At 68.0% G+C, this 18986-nt stretch carries 20 protein-coding genes; 9 read left to right on the forward strand and 11 right to left on the reverse strand.

Features of this window, described 5'->3' with window-relative positions; genetic code table 11:
- Positions 1-238: 238 nt before the first annotated feature.
- From AC6RIC_RS05925 to rpoH, 4 genes are all read left to right on the forward strand, one after another.
- A complete protein-coding gene (locus tag AC6RIC_RS05925; protein WP_499735486.1) occupies positions 239-2080 on the forward strand; it encodes a uroporphyrinogen-III synthase in 1842 nt (613 codons plus the stop codon).
- Between the two features lie 18 nt (positions 2081-2098).
- Positions 2099-3793 (forward strand): heme biosynthesis protein HemY, encoded by a 1695-nt coding sequence (locus tag AC6RIC_RS05930; RefSeq protein WP_499735487.1) that lies wholly within the window; start codon positions 2099-2101, stop codon positions 3791-3793.
- A 46-nt stretch (positions 3794-3839) separates the two neighbouring features.
- Positions 3840-4868, forward strand: a complete 1029-nt coding sequence (locus AC6RIC_RS05935) for an RluA family pseudouridine synthase (RefSeq protein ID WP_499735488.1) — start codon at positions 3840-3842, stop codon at positions 4866-4868.
- Between the two features lie 218 nt (positions 4869-5086).
- Positions 5087-5983 carry an RNA polymerase sigma factor RpoH gene (gene rpoH, locus AC6RIC_RS05940; RefSeq protein ID WP_199088205.1) on the forward strand — a complete coding sequence of 299 codons (897 nt, stop codon included), beginning with the start codon at positions 5087-5089 and terminating at the stop codon, positions 5981-5983.
- 58 nt (positions 5984-6041) lie between these two features.
- On the opposite strand, the gene AC6RIC_RS05945 is transcribed toward rpoH, so the two are convergent.
- On the reverse strand, positions 6042-7082 hold the full coding sequence (locus AC6RIC_RS05945; protein ID WP_499735489.1) for a DUF2125 domain-containing protein: 1041 nt from the start codon (positions 7080-7082) through the stop codon (positions 6042-6044).
- A 169-nt stretch (positions 7083-7251) separates the two neighbouring features.
- Here AC6RIC_RS05945 and AC6RIC_RS05950 point away from each other — a divergent pair, with 169 nt between their 5' ends.
- Positions 7252-7821, forward strand: coding sequence for a gamma-glutamylcyclotransferase (locus AC6RIC_RS05950; RefSeq protein WP_454655470.1), 570 nt, complete (start codon positions 7252-7254; stop codon positions 7819-7821).
- A 1-nt stretch (position 7822) separates the two neighbouring features.
- Here the strand turns inward: AC6RIC_RS05950 and AC6RIC_RS05955 are convergent, their stop codons facing one another.
- From AC6RIC_RS05955 to ftsE, 5 genes are all read right to left on the reverse strand, one after another.
- Positions 7823-8221, reverse strand: coding sequence for a hypothetical protein (locus tag AC6RIC_RS05955; RefSeq protein ID WP_499735490.1), 399 nt, complete (start codon positions 8219-8221; stop codon positions 7823-7825).
- 106 nt (positions 8222-8327) lie between these two features.
- The gene (locus AC6RIC_RS05960; protein WP_499735491.1) at positions 8328-9089 is read right to left on the reverse strand and encodes a lysophospholipid acyltransferase family protein; all 762 of its coding nucleotides are present in this window, start codon (positions 9087-9089) and stop codon (positions 8328-8330) included.
- Positions 9090-9140: 51 nt separating this feature from the next.
- Positions 9141-9941: a YdcF family protein gene (locus tag AC6RIC_RS05965; protein ID WP_499735492.1), complete on the reverse strand. Its 801-nt coding sequence runs from the start codon at positions 9939-9941 to the stop codon at positions 9141-9143.
- Positions 9942-10053: 112 nt separating this feature from the next.
- Entirely contained in the window at positions 10054-11016 is a 963-nt protein-coding gene (locus AC6RIC_RS05970) for a cell division protein FtsX (RefSeq protein ID WP_499735493.1), read from the reverse strand.
- Complete coding sequence (gene ftsE, locus AC6RIC_RS05975) at positions 11003-11626, reverse strand: cell division ATP-binding protein FtsE (protein ID WP_499736562.1); 624 nt, start codon at positions 11624-11626, stop codon at positions 11003-11005. Before ftsE ends, AC6RIC_RS05970 begins: the two co-directional genes overlap by 14 nt.
- A 264-nt stretch (positions 11627-11890) precedes the next feature.
- Here ftsE and AC6RIC_RS05980 point away from each other — a divergent pair, with 264 nt between their 5' ends.
- The 3 genes from AC6RIC_RS05980 (at position 11891) to AC6RIC_RS05990 (ending at position 13769) form a co-directional block, all read left to right on the forward strand.
- Entirely contained in the window at positions 11891-12691 is an 801-nt protein-coding gene (locus AC6RIC_RS05980) for a zinc-ribbon domain-containing protein (RefSeq protein ID WP_499735494.1), read from the forward strand.
- A gap of 136 nt (positions 12692-12827) precedes the next feature.
- Positions 12828-13385 (forward strand): hypoxanthine phosphoribosyltransferase, encoded by a 558-nt coding sequence (hpt, locus tag AC6RIC_RS05985; protein ID WP_454655483.1) that lies wholly within the window; start codon positions 12828-12830, stop codon positions 13383-13385.
- Positions 13386-13394: 9 nt separating this feature from the next.
- Positions 13395-13769, forward strand: coding sequence for a response regulator (locus AC6RIC_RS05990; protein WP_454655485.1), 375 nt, complete (start codon positions 13395-13397; stop codon positions 13767-13769).
- 9 nt (positions 13770-13778) lie between these two features.
- Here the strand turns inward: AC6RIC_RS05990 and AC6RIC_RS05995 are convergent, their stop codons facing one another.
- The 3 genes from AC6RIC_RS05995 to AC6RIC_RS06005 form a co-directional block, all read right to left on the reverse strand.
- A complete protein-coding gene (locus tag AC6RIC_RS05995; RefSeq protein WP_454655487.1) occupies positions 13779-14291 on the reverse strand; it encodes a TspO/MBR family protein in 513 nt (170 codons plus the stop codon).
- A 145-nt stretch (positions 14292-14436) separates the two neighbouring features.
- Positions 14437-15027 carry a glycoside hydrolase family 19 protein gene (locus AC6RIC_RS06000; RefSeq protein ID WP_499735495.1) on the reverse strand — a complete coding sequence of 197 codons (591 nt, stop codon included), beginning with the start codon at positions 15025-15027 and terminating at the stop codon, positions 14437-14439.
- A gap of 75 nt (positions 15028-15102) precedes the next feature.
- Positions 15103-15624: a cysteine dioxygenase gene (locus AC6RIC_RS06005; protein WP_454655491.1), complete on the reverse strand. Its 522-nt coding sequence runs from the start codon at positions 15622-15624 to the stop codon at positions 15103-15105.
- A gap of 178 nt (positions 15625-15802) precedes the next feature.
- Here AC6RIC_RS06005 and AC6RIC_RS06010 point away from each other — a divergent pair, with 178 nt between their 5' ends.
- Complete coding sequence (locus tag AC6RIC_RS06010) at positions 15803-16276, forward strand: Lrp/AsnC family transcriptional regulator (RefSeq protein ID WP_454655493.1); 474 nt, start codon at positions 15803-15805, stop codon at positions 16274-16276.
- A 65-nt stretch (positions 16277-16341) separates the two neighbouring features.
- On the opposite strand, the gene AC6RIC_RS06015 is transcribed toward AC6RIC_RS06010, so the two are convergent.
- A complete protein-coding gene (locus tag AC6RIC_RS06015) occupies positions 16342-17031 on the reverse strand; it encodes an OmpW/AlkL family protein (protein ID WP_499735496.1) in 690 nt (229 codons plus the stop codon).
- Positions 17032-17181: 150 nt separating this feature from the next.
- Positions 17182-18804: a peptide chain release factor 3 gene (locus AC6RIC_RS06020; protein ID WP_499735497.1), complete on the reverse strand. Its 1623-nt coding sequence runs from the start codon at positions 18802-18804 to the stop codon at positions 17182-17184.
- Positions 18805-18986 lie beyond the last annotated feature (182 nt).

The following is an 18986-nucleotide window of genomic DNA, read 5'->3' on the forward strand; positions in this document are numbered from 1 at the left end:
TCAGGATCGAGGAACGGCGCCCGACGGTTCCGTGCCGGCAATTCCTTCGTATAGTGCGCGAGGGGGCGCAAGGCCAAGAGGCGCGTCACAAGAGGCGCCTTGGCGATATGACGGCGAGGCAGGAAAGGGAGACGGCATGGGCAGGATCATTGTTCCGCCTCAATGCGGCATGATCGCGGAATGCTGCACGGTTCGCGGATCGTCCTGCGGTCGCCGCCGGTTTTGTCAGGAGTTGTGAATGCGCGTCTTCGTCTTTCGTCCCCGCCACGATGCCGAGCGGACGGCGCGCGCCATCGCCGAGCACGGCTTCGAGCCGGTGATCGCGCCGCTCTTCGAGGTGGTCCGCCTGCCCGGTGACGCGCCTGAGGGTGATTTCGATGCGATCGTGGTGACCAGCGGCAATGCCGTGCCGATGCTGGCCGACGGGCCGGCGGCGTGGCGCGACCTGCCGATCTTCGCGGTCGGCGCGCGCACGGCGACCAAGATCCGCGAGGCCGGGCTGGAGGATGCGCGCAGCGCCGATGGTGACCGCAACGACCTGGTCGAGCTGATCCGGCGGACGCTGCCGGCCCCTGCGAAACTGCTGATGATCGCCGGGCGCGATCGCAAGGAGGATGTGCCGGATCGTCTTCGCGAGGCCGGCTACGATGTTGCGCTCTGGACGGCCTATGCGGCCGAGGCGCTCCCGGCCTTGCCGGCGGAGACCCAGGCCGCGCTGCGGCAGGGCAAGGGCGATGCCGCCGCCATGCATTATTCGGCGCGCGGGGCGCAGACCTTCATCGCGCTGGCGCAGGCTGCCGGCGTGGCGGACGAGGCGCTGGAACTCACCCATGTCGTGATCTCGGCCGCCGCGGCGGAGCCGCTGATCGCGACGGGGGCGAGCACCGTCCTGGTCGCGGAGCACCCCGAGGAGGCCGGCATGCTCGCCGCGCTTGAGCAGGTTTCGGCGCGCGAGCGCCTGGCCGATCCGGCACGGCCGGGTCCGCAAGGCAGCCAGCGCCGCACACGGCCGACCGTCGAGCTGAAGGCGGTGACGGCTACGGCCGAGCCTGCCGGGTTGGCTGATCCTTCGCAGCTCGCGCCGACCGAGGCTCTGCCGCAAGAGTTCGCCCCGCCTCCCGTCGAGCCGGCGCGCGGGCCCGTCGTGCCCGCAGAGCCGGCCCGCACGCCGTGGCTTGCCGTTGCGGCGGCCGGTCTCGTCGGCGGCCTGATCGGCGGCGGGCTCGTCTCCTATGCCCTCTCCAAGCAGGCGCCTTCGGGCGGCGGCGAGGCGATCGCCGAATTGCGCAGCCGGCTGGAGGCCATGCAGGCGAGTGCCGCGGCGGCCGATCGCAAGGCGGTTGCGGCATCGGAAGCGGCTGCGAAGGCCGGCGCCGAACTGCAGGCGGTGACGACGAGGCTCGCGTCGCTCGGCAATGCGCAGGCGCCGGATACGAGCGCCCTCAGCGCCCAGGCGCAGCGAGCTGAAGCTGCGGCAACGGCCCTCAGTCAACGCCTCGACCAGATTGCCGGGCGGCTCGGCAACGTCGAGACGCAGGCGAAGGCGGCATCGGGTGCGAGTCCGGAAGCGATGGCGGCGGCGCGCATTGTGCTGGCGGAGCGGGTGCAGCGTGCGCTCGCCGGCGGGCGGCCCTTCGCCGGCGATATTGCTGCACTGACGAAAAGCGGCGTGGCGCAGGCGGATGTCGCCGCGCTGACGGCGGTCGCTGCGGCCGGCGCACCGGCCCGCGAGGCTCTTCAGGCGGGCTTCCGCAAGCATGGCGCGATGTTCCAGCGTGAGGTGATGCCGGTTTCCGACAGTTGGACGGACAAATTGCTGGCTCTGACCAGCCGCGTCGTCACGGTCCGCCCGGTCGGCGACAGCGGCTCGACCGATCCGGCGACGCTGCCGATCCGGCTGGAAAGCGCGATCGCTGCCGGTGATATCGTCAAGGCTGCGGGCCTGTGGGGCCAGTTGCCGGAGCCGGCACGCCGTGCCAGTGCGGAATTCGGCGCCGATTTGCAGAAACGTGCCGCGGCGGATGCGGCGATCGCCAAAATCGCGCAGGATGCGGTTGCGGCGCTCGGCGTGGCCGGTTGACGGAGGGTTGAGAGGTCCATGGTTCGCGTTCTCGTCTACCTCGCCGTCTTCGCCTGCCTTGCCTTCGGCGCTGTCTGGCTTGCCGACCGGCCGGGCGAGGTCTCCGTGCTCTGGCAGGGCTACCGGATCGAGACCAGCGTCGCGCTGGCCGCGATCGGCGTCGTCGCGCTCGCCTTCCTCGTGCTGCTGGCCTGGGCGGTGCTGCGCTTCGTCTTCGGCTTGCCCTCGGCGTTCAGCCTGTCCTCGCGGGCGCGGCGTCGGGCACGCGGCTTCGAGGCCGTGTCGCGCGGCATGGTCGCGATTGGTGCAGGCGATCCCATTGCCGCCGGGCGCTACACCGGCGAGGCGCGCCGCTTCGTGCCGGGCGAGCCGCTGACCCTGCTGCTGGAGGCACAGACCGCGCAGCTGAGCGGCGATCGGGCGCAGGCCGAGGCCGCCTTCAAGGCGATGCTGGAGAAATCGGAGACGCGGGTGCTGGGCCTGCGCGGGCTCTTCGTCGAGGCCAAGCGTCGCGGCGACGTCACCGCCGCGCGCGCCTTTGCCGATGATGCCGTGCGCCGCTCGCCCTCGCTGGCCTGGGCCAATGATGCGCTGCTCGATTTCCACACGCAGGCCGGCGACTGGCAGGCAGCTCGCACGGCGGTCGAGCGTCGCGCCGCGCTCAGGCTCGCCGACAAGGCCGAGGCACGCCGCCAGCGCGCGGTGTTGCTGGCGGCCGAGGCGCTGCAGGCACGCGAGCATGAGCCGGAGAAGGCACTTGCCGCCGCGCTCGAGGCGGTCAAGCTCGCGCCGGCCCTGACGCCGGCCGCTGCGCTCTCCGGCCGGATGCTCGCCGAGCGCGGCGATGTCCGCAAGGCCTCGAAGCTGCTGGAGGCCGCCTGGAAGGATGCGCCCCATCCCGATATCGCTGCCGCCTATCTCGACGCGCGGCCGGGCGACAGCGCGCTGGACCGGCTCAACCGGGCGGTCACCCTGACGAAGCTGCGCCCCTCTGATCCGGAAAGCGTGCTGGTGCTGGCGGGCGCCGCGATCCAGGCCCGCGAATTCCAGAAGGCGCGCGAGACGCTGAAGCCCTTGCTGGCGGGCGGCGCCTCAGTGCGCGCCTGCCTGCTGATGGCCGAGCTCGAGGATGCCGAGCATGGCGCCGCCGGCCGCGTGCGCGAATGGCTGGCGCGGGCGACCCGGGCGCCGCGCGATGCTGCCTGGGTGGCGGACGGGCTGGTCTCCGACCATTGGATGCCGGTCTCGCCGATCACCGGCCGGCTTGACGCCTTCGTCTGGACCGTGCCGCCGGCGACGCTCGGCAGCCGGGCCCAGGCCGCCGACGACGTGCTGGCCGATCTCGACGATTCGACCAAGCTGATCGAGGCGAAGGCGGAGAGCGTCACGACGATCGAGCCTGCGGCCGTTGCACCGCCGCCTCCGCCGCCGCCGTCCGCGCCGAAGGAGGAGCCGAGGCCGGAGCCGGTCGCCCCTGCTGCGCCACCGGTTCAGAAGGAGGAGCCGAAGCCGGTGGAAGCGGTTGCCGAACCCGCGAAACCGGCTGAATCGAAGCCTGCCGAGGCCAAGCTGGTTGAGAGCAAGCCCGCTCCGCGCGAGGCTGGGTCGCCCAAGCCGGTGATCTTCCCGGTCTCGCACGCGCCCGATGATCCGGGGCCGGAGGAGGAACCACCGCCGGAGCCGAAGAAGAGCGGCTTCAGGCTGTTCGGCTGAGCGGAAAAGGCGTGCGGCCGGCGGCCATGCGCCTTATAGCGACGCGATGACATCCATTCTCGATCCGAATGCCACTGTGACCCTGACGGTCGGCCCCGAGCAGGCGGGCCAGCGCCTGGACAAGGCGCTGGTCCTGCTGGCCGGCGAGATTTCGCGCGCACGCCTGCAGCAGGTCATCAAGGAGGGCGGGGTCAGCCTCAACGGCGCCGTCTTCAGCGATGGCAGCCGCAAGGTGGTCGAGGGCGACACCATCGCGCTGGTCATGCCGGCGGCGAAGCCGGCTGATCCCGTCGGACAGGATATCCCGCTCGATGTCGTCTACGAGGACGAGCACCTGATCGTCATCGACAAGCCGGCGGGGCTCGTCGTCCATCCGGCCGGCGGCCATGAGGACGGAACGCTGGTCAATGCGCTGATCGCGCATTGTGGCGAGAGCCTGTCCGGCATCGGCGGCGTCCGGCGCCCGGGCATCGTGCACCGGCTCGACAAGGATACCAGTGGCCTCCTGGTCGTCGCCAAGAACGACCGGGCGCATCAGAAGCTCGCCAAGCAGTTCGCCGACCATGGCCGCACCGGGCCATTGCAGCGTGCCTATCTCGCCATTGCCTGGGGCGTGCCGCGCCTGCGCGAGGGCACGATCGACGCACCGATCGAGCGCTCGACCCGCAACCGCGAGAAGATGACCGTGGTGAAGGAAGGGCGCGGGCGCGAGGCGATCACCCATATCGAGTTGCTCGAACGCTATCCGCCCTTGCTGAAGGGGTTGGACGAGACCGAGCCGCTGGCGAGCCTGATCGAATGCCGGCTGGAGACGGGGCGCACGCACCAGATCCGCGTGCATATGAGCCATATCGGCCACCCCCTGCTGGGCGATCAGCTCTATGGCTCGGGTTTCGCCACCAAGGCGGTCCGCCTGCCCGCCGATGCGCAAGCCGCGCTGGCCGCGCTCGGCCGGCAGGCCCTGCATGCGGCGATCCTCGGATTCGAGCATCCAGCCAGTGGTGAGGAGATGCTGTTCGAGTCCGAGCCGCCGGAGGATTTTGCGAATCTGCAAGCCGCACTCGCACGGCTGTGAGCGAACCGGGCGATTTTGCCACCTTTCCGCCAGAGTGAGTTCGCATATACTGGAGTTGTTCGGATGCGGATGGCCAAGGGGGCGCCGCAAGCGAGCGTTCCGACCGAACCGATGACAGGTTCCTGCGTTGGACCGCTTTGCCGGATCCGAAGCCTGCGCGAAGGTTGATCGCGCGGAGGGCCTGCCGCCAAGCGGGGGCCTCGATAAGGAGAACGAGCATGGCGAGTGCTTCGCTGCCCGTCCTGTCCGCCGAAGGCGGGCTGTCACGTTATCTCGATGAAATCCGCAAGTTCCCGATGCTGGAACCGAGCCAGGAATACATGCTGGCCAAGCGCTGGCGCGAGCATGGCGACCGCGATGCGGCGCACAAGCTCGTGACCTCGCATCTGCGCCTCGTCGCCAAGATCGCCATGGGCTATCGCGGCTACGGCCTGCCGATCGGCGAAGTCGTGTCGGAGGGCAATGTCGGCCTGATGCAGGCGGTGAAGCGCTTCGAGCCCGAGAAGGGCTTCCGCCTCGCCACCTATGCGATGTGGTGGATCAAGGCCTCGATCCAGGAATACATCCTGCGCTCGTGGTCGCTGGTGAAGATGGGCACCACCGCGAACCAGAAGAAGCTGTTCTTCAACCTGCGCAAGGCCAAGAGCAAGATCTCGGCGCTGGGCGAGGGGGACCTGCGTCCCGACCAGGTTCAGCAGATCGCGACCAAGCTCGGCGTCAACGAGCAGGACGTGGTCGACATGAACCGCCGCCTCGGCGGCGATGCTTCGCTCAACACGCCGCTGCGCGAGGATGGCGAGGGCGAGTGGCAGGACTGGCTGGTCGACGATTCGGAAAGCCAGGAGCGCCGGCTCGCCGATTCCGAGGAGGCCGACAACCGCCACTCGGCGCTGCGCGAGGCGCTGGAGGTGCTCAATCCGCGCGAGCGGCGCATTTTCGAGGCGCGCCGCCTGGCCGAGGATCCGATCACCCTGGAGCAGCTCTCCGAGGAGTTCGGCGTGTCGCGTGAGCGCGTACGCCAGATCGAGGTCCGTGCCTTCGAGAAGGTGCAGGAAGCCGTGAAGAAGGCGATCACCCGCATCGAGGCGCCGCGTGCGGCGCTGCCGGCGGCCTGACGGATTTCGGGTTCCAACACAGTTCAAGGGGCGCCGTGAGGCGCCCCTTTTTTGTCTGTCAGTACAGCGGCGGCAGCGGCTGGAGCGGCAGGCGGAACGGGCCGATGAAGACCCGGCCCTCGCGCAGCGAGACCGGCGGCAGGGTGGTGAGGCCGGGCGCCGCGGCGGTGTTGCTGCCGCGTCCGCCGAGGAAGCCGCCGAGGCCGCCCAGGAGGTTGCCGATGCGCAGGCCGCCGATCTGCTCGATGCCGGCTGCGGCGAGCTGGAGATCGCCGGCGACGCGGTGCAGCGAGTCGAGCAGCAACTGCCCGCTGCCATCGACGCGGGCCTTGCCCTTGGTCGAGACGAGGCGGGTCAATTCGAAGGTGCCGTTGGCGCCGCGCCAGCTTTCCAGGGCATCGGGATTGAAGCCCTTGCGGAAGTTCTCGGCCTGGGTCAGCGTCGCCTGCATGTCGATCTCGCCGGCATCGGTGTTGCCGAGCAGGGCGTCGACCGGCGGCAGGATCGTTCCCTTGGCTGCAATCGCGATGTCGACGGCCTGTTCGGTGGCGGGGCGTGTCGGGTTGCGGCGCAAATGCGCCTCGAGCGTCGCGGCGCCCCAGTTCTCGGTGGTGATGCCGGGCGTGGTCAGCACGCCGCGCGGCTCGCTGGCGACAAGCGCGAAGCGCTCGGGGCTGCGCCAGGCGAAGCTGGCGTCGAGATTCTTCCAGGTCAGGTCGAGCACGCGGCCTTCCGGCAGGGTGACTTTCGCCGGGCTCAATGCCTCAAGGATGACGAGGCCGGGCGAATAGACCTGGCCGACCACGACGGCGGGGCCCGTCTGGACGCGCACCGTATCGCCCCAGCGCGTCGAAGTCAGGCTCAGCGCGTTGCAGCGCAGTTCGATGCGGAAGGGGAAGCCACCGATGCTGCGGTCGGTGCAGGTCCAGGTGCGGCCGCGCTCGACTTCGCGGGCCAGCGCGACGTCGATTTCGGTGGCGATGCGGCCGCGCGCATAGAACCAGAAGGCGGACCAGGCGGCGGCGAGGACGACGAGCAGCATGAAGGGCCCGTAGAGCCAGAAGCGGCTGCGGCGGCGCGTCGGAAGGGGATCGGTCATGCGGCAGGCATTCCTTGCGCAGGGGCGGGCGGATCGCTAGATCGCCCGGGTCGCTCTCGCGGGCGGTCTATCGCATTGTCGTGGCACTGGATTTGCTCGAAAGGCGGGTACCGCTTTTCGGTCTGATGCTCAAGCAAGCAGGCCGGCGCGGCTAAATTATGGGACGAGGATGACGACCGCATTCGGCGCGACCGATCTCTGGGTCTTCGGCTATGGCTCGCTGATCTGGCGGCCGGGCTTCGCCTTCGAGGAGAGCGTGCAGGCGCGCCTCCACGGCTACCACCGCTCGCTCTGCGTGTTCTCGCATGTCCATCGCGGCACGCCGGAGCGGCCGGGATTGGTGCTGGGGCTGGATCGCGGCGGGGTCTGCCGCGGCCTCGCCTTCCGCGTCGCGGCCGGGCAGGCGCAGGAGACGGTCGACTATCTTCGGGCGCGCGAGCAGGCGACGGCGGTCTATCTGGAACGCCATGTCGCGCTGAAGCTGGAGGATGGCCGGCAGGTGCGCGGCATCGTCTATGTCGCCGACCGCAAACACCTGCAATATGCTGGCAAGCTGCCCTCGGCGCAGCTGCTCAAGCTCGTGCGGGAGGGCAGGGGCCAATCCGGTGAGAACCCGGACTATGTGCTGCAGACGCATGAGCATCTGCGCAAGATGGGGATATTCGATCCCGTGCTGGCGGAACTCGCACAGCAATTGGCGCCGGGACTTGGTGCGCCCCATCCGCCATTGGCAGGATAGCTCAACCCTCCGGGCTGGCCTCCGGCATCAGGTCGAGCAGGGCGGCGCGGCGGCTCATCCCGTCCTCGGCGAGCAGATGGACATGGATCTCGCAGGCGCCAGCGGCGATGATCGAACGCTGCCAGCGACCGAGCGCGGCCTCGATGCCGAAGGGGCCGGAATCGCGGGCGGCGATCACGCGCCGATCGGCGGAGACCGCGAGCAGGACCGCATCGGTGAAGCTCAACGCATGCGTGTCGTCGACGGCGAAGACCGAGGCGACATAGCGCCGGCCGGAGCGGCCGCGCCAGGCGGTGAAGCGACGTTCGTTGAGCGCGGCGGTGCTGCGCAACGGCATTTCGCGGGCGACTGGGGCCTCATCGAAGAGATCGGGGGTGTAGCGATAGGCGAGAGCGGCCATATCCGTTCCTCCTGTGATAGGAACAAAATGGGAACGATCTGAGGATAAGTCAAGCGCCGTCAGCGACGAGGCCGGCGCTTTCCCGCTCTGCTGCTGTCAGGGTTTGTCAGGAGTTCGCGAGCGGGTCCATCCCGCGCGCGGCGAGTTCGGCGCGGCCTTGCGCCAGGAGCCGGTCGCTCGCCGTCTCGACGCGTTCCTGCAGAAGTCGCTGGAACGACGCCTTGTCGAGGCCGGGCTCGATCGGGGGCAGGATCTCGATGCGGACGGTGCCGGGGCGACGCAGGAACTTGCGGCGCGGCCAGTAAAGCCCGGTGTTCAGGGCGACCGGAACGCAGGGCACGCCGAGCTCGGCATAGAGATGGGCGGCGCCGAACTTGTAGGCGGGCTCGGCGCCGGGCGCGCGGCGGGTGCCTTCCGGGAAGATCAGGAGCTGGCGGCCGTTCTGGCCGAGCTCGACCTTGGCGCGGCGCGTGACGTCGGACAGGGCGCGGGCCCGGGCGCCGCGATTGACCGGAATCATCCGCATCTTCGTCAGGGCCCAGCCGAAGACCGGGATCCAGGTCAATTCGCGCTTCAGGATGAAGACCGGGTTCCGGAAGACGGTGACCAGCGCGAAGGTCTCCAGGAAGGACTGGTGCTTGGCGCCGACCATCAGGCCGCCCTGGGGAATGTTCTCGATGCCGGTGATCTCGCAGCGCGTGCCGGCGACGACGCGCATCAGCCAGAGCGAGGAGTGCGACCAGCCAATCGCGACCGCCAGCAGCATCCGCTTCGGTAGAACGAGCGTGGGCAGAACACCGAAGATCAGCCAGAGGATGAGATTGGCATAGAACAGGACATTGAAGGCGAGGGAGCGCAGGACGAGCATGCAGCGCAATGAGCCCGAGATGCCGTCCCGGTCAAGCGTGCCTTTTCGTCATCAACCCTCGTGGCGATGCTGGCCCAGGAGGCGCGTGGGCTTTTCGGCCGCGGGGCCGAGCACATCGGCGGGCTTCGGCGAAACCGGCTTGCGGCCGCCGATGATGACCGAAAGGCGCGAGGTCTCCGGATCGCTCTCGACGAGGCCGCGCAGGCGCGCGACGAGATATTTCGCATATTCCGGCGCGAGCACCTTGATGACCGACCAGCGGTTCCACCAGCCGGACGTGTCGATGTGTTCGGTCACCACCGGGTGGGCGACAAGCCGGACGTCTGGCATCGCATGCGCGAATTCGGCGAGCGTGCGCGGCATATGATAGTTCGAGGTCACCACGAGCAGCGAGCGGAAGCCGTGGCGGCGGACCCAGCGGCGGGTCTCGATCGCGTTGCCGATGGTGTTGCGGGCGCGATAGTCGAGATCGACGCAGCAGGCGAGCAGGTCACGCGAGGCCGGATTCAGCTTGGCGAGTTCCTCGCGGCCGGTCTTCTCGTTGACGCCGCTGATCAGGAGCCGTCGCCCGCGCTCCGCCCCGAGCAGGCCCATGGCGTCGCCGACGCGCTGGGCGCCGCCGGTGGCGACGACGATCGCATCGGTGCGTGGCGTGTCCGCCGGTTCGCGCGCGTCGATCATGCCGGCGAAACGGGCATAGCCGATCCCGAGGAGCAGAATTCCGGTGCCGGCGATGGCGACGGCCGCAAACCCGAAGATGCGGCGCAGCGAGGCCGGCCGGGCCGGCTTGCCGCTCCGGGGTGCGGAATTGGGCTGGGCCATCGTGAGATGGTCGTCTGTGCTGCCGATCATGGCCATAGCGCCGCCGTCCTAGCGCGCCAATCGGGCATAACGGCGGCAGGCTCGCGTCCGACACTGCCGCACGCGTTAAGGCCTGGTTGACGCCGTCCGGTCAGGGGGAGGCTCATGACAGCATCCTCAGATGCCGCCGCACGGTGAAGCGCGAGACCAGGCCGGCGATGACGGCGACGACCAGAGCGACGAGGATGACGGCGCCATAGCCGGTCCAGCCGATCTCGAAGGCGCCGAACAGGGCCTGCAATTGCTCGGCTTCCGGCGTGGCGCTCCAGCGCGAGGCGAGGAAGCCGAGCATGCCGATCGTCGCGATCGCGGCAAGGCCGCCGAACAGGCCGCCACGGAGGCCGAGCCGGATGAAGCGGCTCTGGAACTCGCGCGCGATGAAATCGTCGTTCGCTCCGACGAAATGCAGCACCTCGACGCTGTCGCGGCTGCCGGCCATGGCCCCGCGGGTGGCGAAGGCGACGGCCAGCGCCGCCGCCGTGAGGACCAGCAGCACGATCGCGAAGCCGGAGGCGATGATGGTGCCCGCCATGGCGGAGAGGCGCCGGACCCAGAGCCGATGGTCGTCGAGGGTCGCGGTCGGTATCTCGCGGCGCAGCGTCGCGCCGAAGCCCGCGAGGTCGGAGGGGGCGTCCGTCCTCAGCTTCAGCACGATGAGGCGCGGGACCGGCAATTCGACGAGGTCCAGCCCCGTGCCGAGCCAGGGTTCGAGCAGCTTGTCCGATTCGGCCTTCGGCACGGCGCGGACGCTCTCGACCTCCTTCAACCCGCTCGCCAGCATGACGGCGCGCGCCACGTCGTCATCGATCTTGCGATGCGAATCGGGCCGGACCTGGATCGTCATCTCGTTCGAGATGGCGCCGCGCCATTGATCGGAAGCGCGCGCGGCGAGGACCGCTGCGCCGGCGCTGAGCGCGGCGAGGAAGGTCAGGATCGCGATCACGGCCATCAGCGCACGACCGGCGACAGTGTCTACGGGTACGAGCGGCTGGTCCCGCCGGAGATTGGCAGGCAGACCGCGCGGCCGCCGTTCGGGCTCCCTGTCGCTGGCCTCAGGCGTCGACATGAAGGTGTCCGTCGGCCAGCACGAGACGCGGTGCGTCGTAGATATCCATCAGGTTGAGGTCGTGGGTCGCGATGACGACGGCGGTGCCGAGCGCCTGCAGCTCCATGAACAGGCGCAGCAGGCGCCGGCCAAGGCCGGGATCGACATTGCCCGTCGGCTCGTCGGCGAGCAGGAGCTCGGGCCGGCTGATCAGGGCGCGGGCAATGGCCGCGCGCTGCTTCTCGCCGCCGGAGAGCACCGGCGGCACGGCATGCATGCGCTCGCCGAGCCCGACCCAGCGCAGCAATTCCACGACCTCGGCGCGGTAGCTCGCTTCCTCCTTGCCGAGGACACGCAGCGGCAGCGCGACGTTCTCGTAGACGGTGAGATGGTCGAGCAGGCGGAAATCCTGGAAGACGACGCCCATGCGGCGGCGGAAGGCGGTCAGCGTATCCGGCTCGAGGCGCGAGACGTCCTGGCCGAACAGGTTGACCAGTCCGCGCGTCGGCTTCAGCGCCATCAGGATGAGGCGCATCAGCGTCGTCTTGCCGGCGCCGGAGGGGCCCGTCAGATACTGGAACGAGCGCGGCTGGATGCTGAAGTTGATGTCTTTCAGCACCTCCGGACCCATGCCGTAACGCAGGCCGACATTCTCGAACCGAACCAAACGGTCTTCCTCGCTCACCCGATCTTGCGAATCCGCCTTCGATCCTACACTGCAAGCCGATGCCTGCGGAAAGATCGTGATGCGACCAATCTGCGCCAGAGATTCTTCACGGGGCGTTAACCATAAATCGCGCCAATGGAGGCGCGCGCAACGGCTGCCGTCATGCGGCTCCCTGCCGATGCGCCGAAGCGCTTGCGGCAATCGCACCGAAGGAGTTGGCTCGCAGCCATGCTGATCGTCTGCCCATCCTGCGCGAGCCAGTATGAACTCGACGCGGCCAAACTGGGGCCGGAAGGGCGCAAGGTGCGATGCGCCGGCTGCAAGACGTCCTGGCATGTCGCGCCGAGCGCCTTCCCCGAGCCGCCGAGCGAAGCGGAAACCCAGGCGCTGCTCGCCGAAGAGCTGGAGCGCGCCGCTGCCATCGATGCCGAGATCACCGCGCTGACCGCCGAGGCTGGCGCGCAGGATATTTCTGAGGAGCCTCCGATCGTCGAGGCGCCGGTGGCTGCCGTGTCGAGGCGCCGGGCCAAGCGTTCAGCCAAGCCGGGCAGGGTGTCGAGCGCCTTCCTGCGTCAGGGCGGAGCGGGACGGCCGATCGCGGCAGCGCTTGCGGGCCTTGCCCTGCTCGGCATCGTCGTCTGGCAGCGCCAAGCGGCCGTCCGCGCTGCGCCGCAGCTTGCCGGTGTGTTCGAGAAGATCGGCATGCCCGTGAATGTCCGCGGCCTCAGCCTCGGTTCGATCGAGAGTGGCCTGGTCGAGGACGGCCAGCACCGCTTCCTCGTGGTCGAGGGCGATGTCACCAATATCAGCAAGAGCAAGGCGGCCGTGCCGTTGATCGAGGTTGCGGTCAAGGATGCCGGCGGCGCGACACTCTACACCTGGACCACCGAGCCACCGCGCGCGAATCTGGAACCGGCGGAGCTCGTCCGCTTTCGGGCGCGACTGGCCTCTCCGCCGGAGCAAGGGCAGTCGGTGCGGGTGCGCTTCACCTCCGCCGAACCGGCGGCCAATCTCGCCAGCAAGCATTGAGGCTGCTAGGACAGAGGCCTGCCGACCGACCGGAACCAGCAGCCGGTCGGTGGTCACGCATCATTGCCTCATCGGGTCCCCGGCGCAGCGGCGCCACGCGGGGCCGGTTGCGGCCGGACATCGAAACGGAGTCATCATGCCGGAACGGCGCATCAGGGTTCTCTACGACGAAGCGGCGATCGCGCGGCGCAACGAGGAGATGGCGCAGGCCATCGCGGCCAGCAACCCGAAGGACCTGCTCGTCGTCGCCGTCCTGAAGGGCAGTTTCATGTTCGCCGCCGACCTGATCCGGGCGATGCACCGCGTCGGGCTCGCGCCCCAGGTCGAGTTCATCCACCTGTCGAGCTATCTCCAGGGCACGGTTTCCTCCGGCCAGGTCGAAATCCTGCGCGACGTGCAGAGCGAAGTGCGCGGCCGCGACGTGCTGCTGGTCGATGACATCCTCGAATCCGGCCGGACGCTGGCCTTCGCCAAGGACCTTCTGGCAGCGCGCGGGGCCGGCAAGGTGTCGACCGCCGTGCTGCTGGAGAAGCCGCACAAGCGGGCGGTCAATATCCAGGCGGATTATGTCGGCTTCGAATGCCCGGATTATTTCGTGGTCGGCTACGGCATGGACGTCGCGCATTCCTATCGGCAACTGCCTTTCGTCGGCGTGATCGAGACCGATGATCAGGCTGGGTTGCCGGGGATCTGAGGAGCCGCCATGTCGCGTATTCTGGTCGTCGATGACGAGGAGCCGCTGCGCCTGCTGGTCGCGCGCGGCCTCGGCCTCGACGGACATAGCTGCCTCATGGCGTCGGACGGCGCCGAGGCGCTCGATATCCTGGTCGCGGAGCAAGGCCGCTTCGATCTGCTCCTGACCGATATCCGCATGCCGCTGATGGATGGGATCGCGTTGGCGCTCGCCGCCAAGCAGCAGTTCCCGGAGCTGACGATCATGCTGATGACCGGCTATGCCGAGCAGCGCGAGCGGGCGAAGAGCCTGGAATCGATCGTCGCCGAGGTGATGGCGAAACCCTTCACCATCGCCGAGTTGCGCGCGACCGTGCTGAAGGTGATCGAGGGTTCGATCGGGTGAGCGCAAACCCTAGCGGTTCAGCCACCAGATCGAGGCGTTGAGCAGCGTCGCGAAGCCGACCCAGGCGAGATAGGGCCAGAACAGGTTGGAGGCCAGCCGGTCCAGCGGCCGGAAGGCCACGATCGTTGCCACGATCAGGGCCAACAGCGGCAGGATGACCGCGAGGCCCGCCAGCGGGCTGTTGGCGCCGAAGAAGGCGAAGGACCAGCCGATATTGAACAGAAGCTGCAGGTGATAGACCAGCAGCGCGCGCCGGCGGCCGGGCGTGCCGACGGGCCGGCGCAGAATGCGGAAGGCGCCAAGCGCCATGAGCGCGAAGAGCGTGGTCCAGACCGGTGCGAAGATCCAGTTCGGTGGATTGAAGGGTGGCTTGGCGAGGCCGGCATACCAGGTCGGAATCTGCGGGACGGTAACAGCGCTGCCGGCGATCGAGGCGGCGACCACCGGCAGGATCGCGATGGCGAGCGCCGCCCAGAGCGGCGGGCGGAGATCAGTGCTGATGTCGGCAGGCGTCGTCATCATGCGATGATGAGGCGCTGCTGTGCGTCTCGCAAGGCGATGCGTCTGCTTGCGGCATGCAGCGAACATTCCCGCATCTCATGGAACTTTTCGGGAAGAGCCGCGCAGAACCTTCGGTGCGCATGCCCATGCGGGTGCGCAGGCCTTGTCAGAACCAGATCGCTTTCGCCTTCGCGAGATAGCGCACCCGTTCCGAGAGGCCGTTGCGGCCGCCATTGATCAGCTTGGTCACGCGCTCGCTGTCGTCGGCATCGGCCGCGGTATTGATGGCGCGCTCGCCCCAGTAGGCGAAGGCGACGCGCAGCGAGATTTCGGGCTCCTTCGCCTGCTCGGGCTCGGTTTCCAGGTCGATGCCGAGCAGCTGGCCGAAGCGGCGGTAGTTCGCGCGCCCGGTCAGCTGGAAGATGCCGCGCCCGTGATAGCGGATGCCGTCGCCGGCCTGGGTGTTGCCGAGATCGCGCCGGCCCTCGTAGCGGATGAAATAGGCGGGACCGCCATACTCCTCCAGCGTGCGGAAGCCGTCGGTCTCATGAGCCGCCTGCGCCAGGAAATGGCAGATGCGCCGCGGCGTCGTGATGTCGTGGTCACCAGCCAGTTCATCGAAGCGCTCGGCGAGGCCGGCGATGATCGTCGCATTGGCCGAGGGCGCGAGGCGCAGCAGGCGCTCGCGGTTGACAGCCAGGCCCGGCTCGGGGGCATGGTCGAGGCCGATCCAGTTTCCGACGGCGCACATCGACATGAAAATGCCCTCCCGAGAAGGAGGGCATCATCGCCGCTGCCGCGTGGCCGGGGATAAAGTTTCCGGCGGGGGAGATCAGCCGCTGACGGCGGTGTACTCGGTCTCGATCGAGGAAGCGTGGACCTCGTGGTCGAAGCCGTAGATGTGGATCGAGATCGCTTCGCCCGGCCCGAAATTGCGCATGCGATGGATATTCGGGCCCGAGGGCAGCATGCAGGCGACGTAGCCCGGCTTGCGCTCCTGCTCCTCGGTCTGGACGGCGCGGTCGGCGTCGATGGCGCGATACCAGGTCTCGGTGACGGTGCCGGAGACCACGCCGAAACAGCAGGAACAATGGTGGTCGTGGATCGAGGTGGCCGAGCCTTCACTCCAGACGATCGCCCAGACGCTGACGGCCTCGTTGCCGGCGAGCAGGTTGCGGCGGTAGCTGCCGGCCTTGCGCTCCAGCGGCAGGCGCTGGATCAGGTCGGGCATGGCGACAAGCTCCTGCAGCACCTCGCGGGCGGCGGTCAGGTAGTCGCGCGTCAGCGTGCCCGCATCGGTCCGCAGGTTGCGCAACACGGCCCCACGCCGTTCCTCGCTGAGAAAACCCTGCATGCCATTCCCCTCTCGATCACTGCGGCGATGATAGGGCGCGCTTGAGGGCAGCAGTTTGCGGAGTTGGAGAATTTTCATCCCCGGTTGGAATCTGATGCCCTTCATGTGATTATAGGTGGAATTATTTCTCACCTTCCTTCTTTGGGAAGCAATCCGATTCTGGATTCGGTGTAGTGTGATGGCGAAGCTCGACGCATTCGACCTGCGCATCCTGGCGCGATTGCAGGAGGATGCGAGCCTGCCGCTGGCGGAACTCGCCGAGGCGGTGGGGCTGTCGTCTTCGCCTTGCTGGCGGCGGGTGCAGAAGCTGGAGGAGGGCGGCTATATCAAGCGCCGCGTCGCCCTGCTCGACCGCGAGAAACTCAAGGCCGGCGTCACCGTCTTCATCGCGGTCAGAACGGCGCGGCACTCGATGGAATGGCTGGAGCGCTTCCATGCCGCCGTGCAGGACCTGCCGGAGATCGTCGATTTCTACCGGATGAGTGGTGAGATCGACTACCTGCTCAAGGCCTGCGTCTCCGACATCGCGGCCTATGACGCGCTCTACAAGAAGCTGATCTCGCGCATCGACCTCAGCGACGTGACCTCGATGTTCGCGATGGAGGAGCTGAAATCGACCTCGGCGATCCCGCTGGGATTTGCCGAACACTGAGGCCGCGCTCTCATGCAAAAGGGAGCGGCGAGCCGCTCCCTTCGTCATTTCGAGAGGGTTGAGAATCAGAAGCGATAGGTCACGCCTGCGGCGATCAGCCAGGGGTCGATCTTGACCTTGCCGGCGACGAGGCCGTTGTTCACTTTCACCTTCGGCTCCAGGAAGAGCTTCTTGACGTCGAAGTTGAAGCCCCAGTGCCGGTCGATCATGTAGTCGAAGCCGGCTTGCAGGGCGAAGCCGAACGAGTCCTTCAGGTCGAAATCGGTGAAGCCGCCCTTGGCCTTCTCGTTGAAGAACACAGTGTAGTTCACGCCCGCGCCGACATAGGGCTTGAACGCGCCGAGATCGGTGAAGTGGTACTGCAGCATCAGGGTCGGCGGCAGCAGCCAGGCCGAGCCGATGCGGGCGCCGGCAAGGCTGCCCGCGCCCTTCACGTTATGCGGGGTGACGCCGAGGATCAGCTCGGCTGCGATGTTCTTCGTGAAGAAATAGGTGATGTCGAGCTCGGGCACGACCGAGTTGGAGATGTCGACCTTGCCGCCGACGATCGGCGCGCCGCCGATGTTCAGGCTGGCCTTTTCCTGCGGGATGACGAACAGCGCGCGGCCGCGGATCATCCACGGGCTCCACTGCGTCATGACAGGCGCAATCGGGGCCACCTTGGTCGAAGGCAGGTCGGCGGCCTGCGCGCCGGTCAAGGCGGTGGCGCCGAGCAGCGCGGCGGCGAGGGAAAGTATGGTCGAACGAAACGTCATGGAGGCAGCCCCTGGAGTGGTAAGCCGGGCTACCTGTCGGCAGCTCCAGCCCATGGCTCCATCAGCGCCTGTTTCGAGCGATGCGAATTGATCCGGATCAACCGCGGGGGCGGCTGCCGCTGGCTGTGGCTTTCAGGTCACGGCTGCCGATCAGCCCTTCGTGACCTTCTGGTAGTCCTTCACGTCCGAGAAGGTGATGTCGGGCGCGCGCTCGGCATCGTATTTCAGCGTGAACTGGCTGGACGCCATGAAGACTGGGTCGCCGTCGAGATCGTCCGCCATGGCCGATGGCTTGAGGCCGACGAATTTCTCCAGCGCCGCCTTGTCGTCCGACGAGACCCAGCGGGCGATTGCGAACTGGCAGGGCTCGAAATCGACGGGGAGCGAGTATTCGACGTCCATGCGCTCCTTGAGCACGTCGAGCTGGAGGGCGCCGACGACGCCGACGATGGCGGGCGCGCCGTCATGCGGCAGGAAGAGCTGGACGACGCCTTCCTCGGCCATCTGCTGCAGGGCCTCGCGCAGCTTCTTGGCCTTCATCGCATCCTTGAGCTTGACGCGGCGCAGGATTTCCGGGGCGAAGCTCGGCACGCCCTTGAAGACGATGTCTTCGCCCTCGGTCAGCGTGTCGCCGATGCGCAAAGTGCCATGGTTCGGCAGGCCGACGATGTCGCCGGCGAAGGCTTCCTCGGCGATCGAGCGGTCGCGGGCGAAGAAGAATTGCGGCGCGTTGAGCGGCATCGGCTTGCCGGTGCGAACGAGCTTGGCCTTCATGCCGCGGGAGAGCTTGCCCGAGCAGATGCGCATGAAGGCGATGCGGTCGCGGTGGTTCGGGTCCATGTTCGCCTGAATCTTGAAGACGAAGCCGGTCATCTTCGGCTCGTCCGCCTCGATCAGGCGCTTGTCGGAAGGTTGCGCGCGCGGGCTCGGGGCATAGCGACCCAGCGCATCGATCAGGTCGCGCACGCCATAGTCGCGCAAGGCCGCGCCGAAATAGAGCGGGGTCAGATGGCCCTCGCGGAAGGCCTGGAGATCGAAGGGCTTCAGGCCTTCGGCCGCGAGGAAGACCTCCTCGCGCCAGGTCTCGGCGGCGCCGTGCGGCAGCAATTCGTCGAAGAGCGGATCGTCCCAGCCGGAGACCTGGCGGTCCTCGGCGCGCTCGTCACCCTTCTGGTTGCGGCGGAAGGTGTTGGCCTTGAGATCGTAGGTGCCGACGAATTCGCGGCCCCGGCCGACCGGCCAGGTCATCGGCGCCACGTCGAGCGCCAGCGTCGTCTCGATCTCGTTGATCAGGTCGAAGGGATCGCGCGTCTCGCGGTCGACCTTGTTGATGAAGGTGACGATCGGGATGTCCCGGAGACGGCAGACCTCGAACAGCTTCTTGGTGCGGTCCTCGATACCCTTGGCGGCGTCGATCACCATGACGGCGGCGTCGACCGCGGTCAGCGTCCGGTAGGTGTCTTCCGAGAAGTCCTCGTGGCCGGGCGTGTCCAGCAGGTTGAAGACGTGGCCGCCATATTCGAAGGTCATCACCGAGGTGACGACCGAGATGCCGCGCTGGCGCTCGATCTTCATCCAGTCCGAGGAGGTCTGGCGACGGCCCTGCTTGGCGCGGACTTCGCCGGCGAGCTGAATGGCGCCGCCGAAATAGAGCAGCTTCTCGGTCAGCGTCGTCTTGCCCGCGTCCGGGTGCGAGATGATGGCGAAGGTGCGCCGGCGCGCATGCGGCGCGGCGGAGGCCGCGGACGCTTCGAGGGTCGAAAGATCGGTCATGGCGCGCATCAAGACGGAAGGGGGGCGGAAGTCAATTGGTTGACGCTGTCCCGCTTGTCATTCCGGGGCTTCGCGCCAGCGAAGAACCCGGAACCCACGACCGGGTGAGCATTTGCTGTTTTCGATCGGTCGGTTCAACGGAGAACCAAGAGGTATCACCCGGTCGTGGGTTCCGGGTTCGG

The organism is Allobosea sp. TBD101 (genome assembly GCF_059817965.1).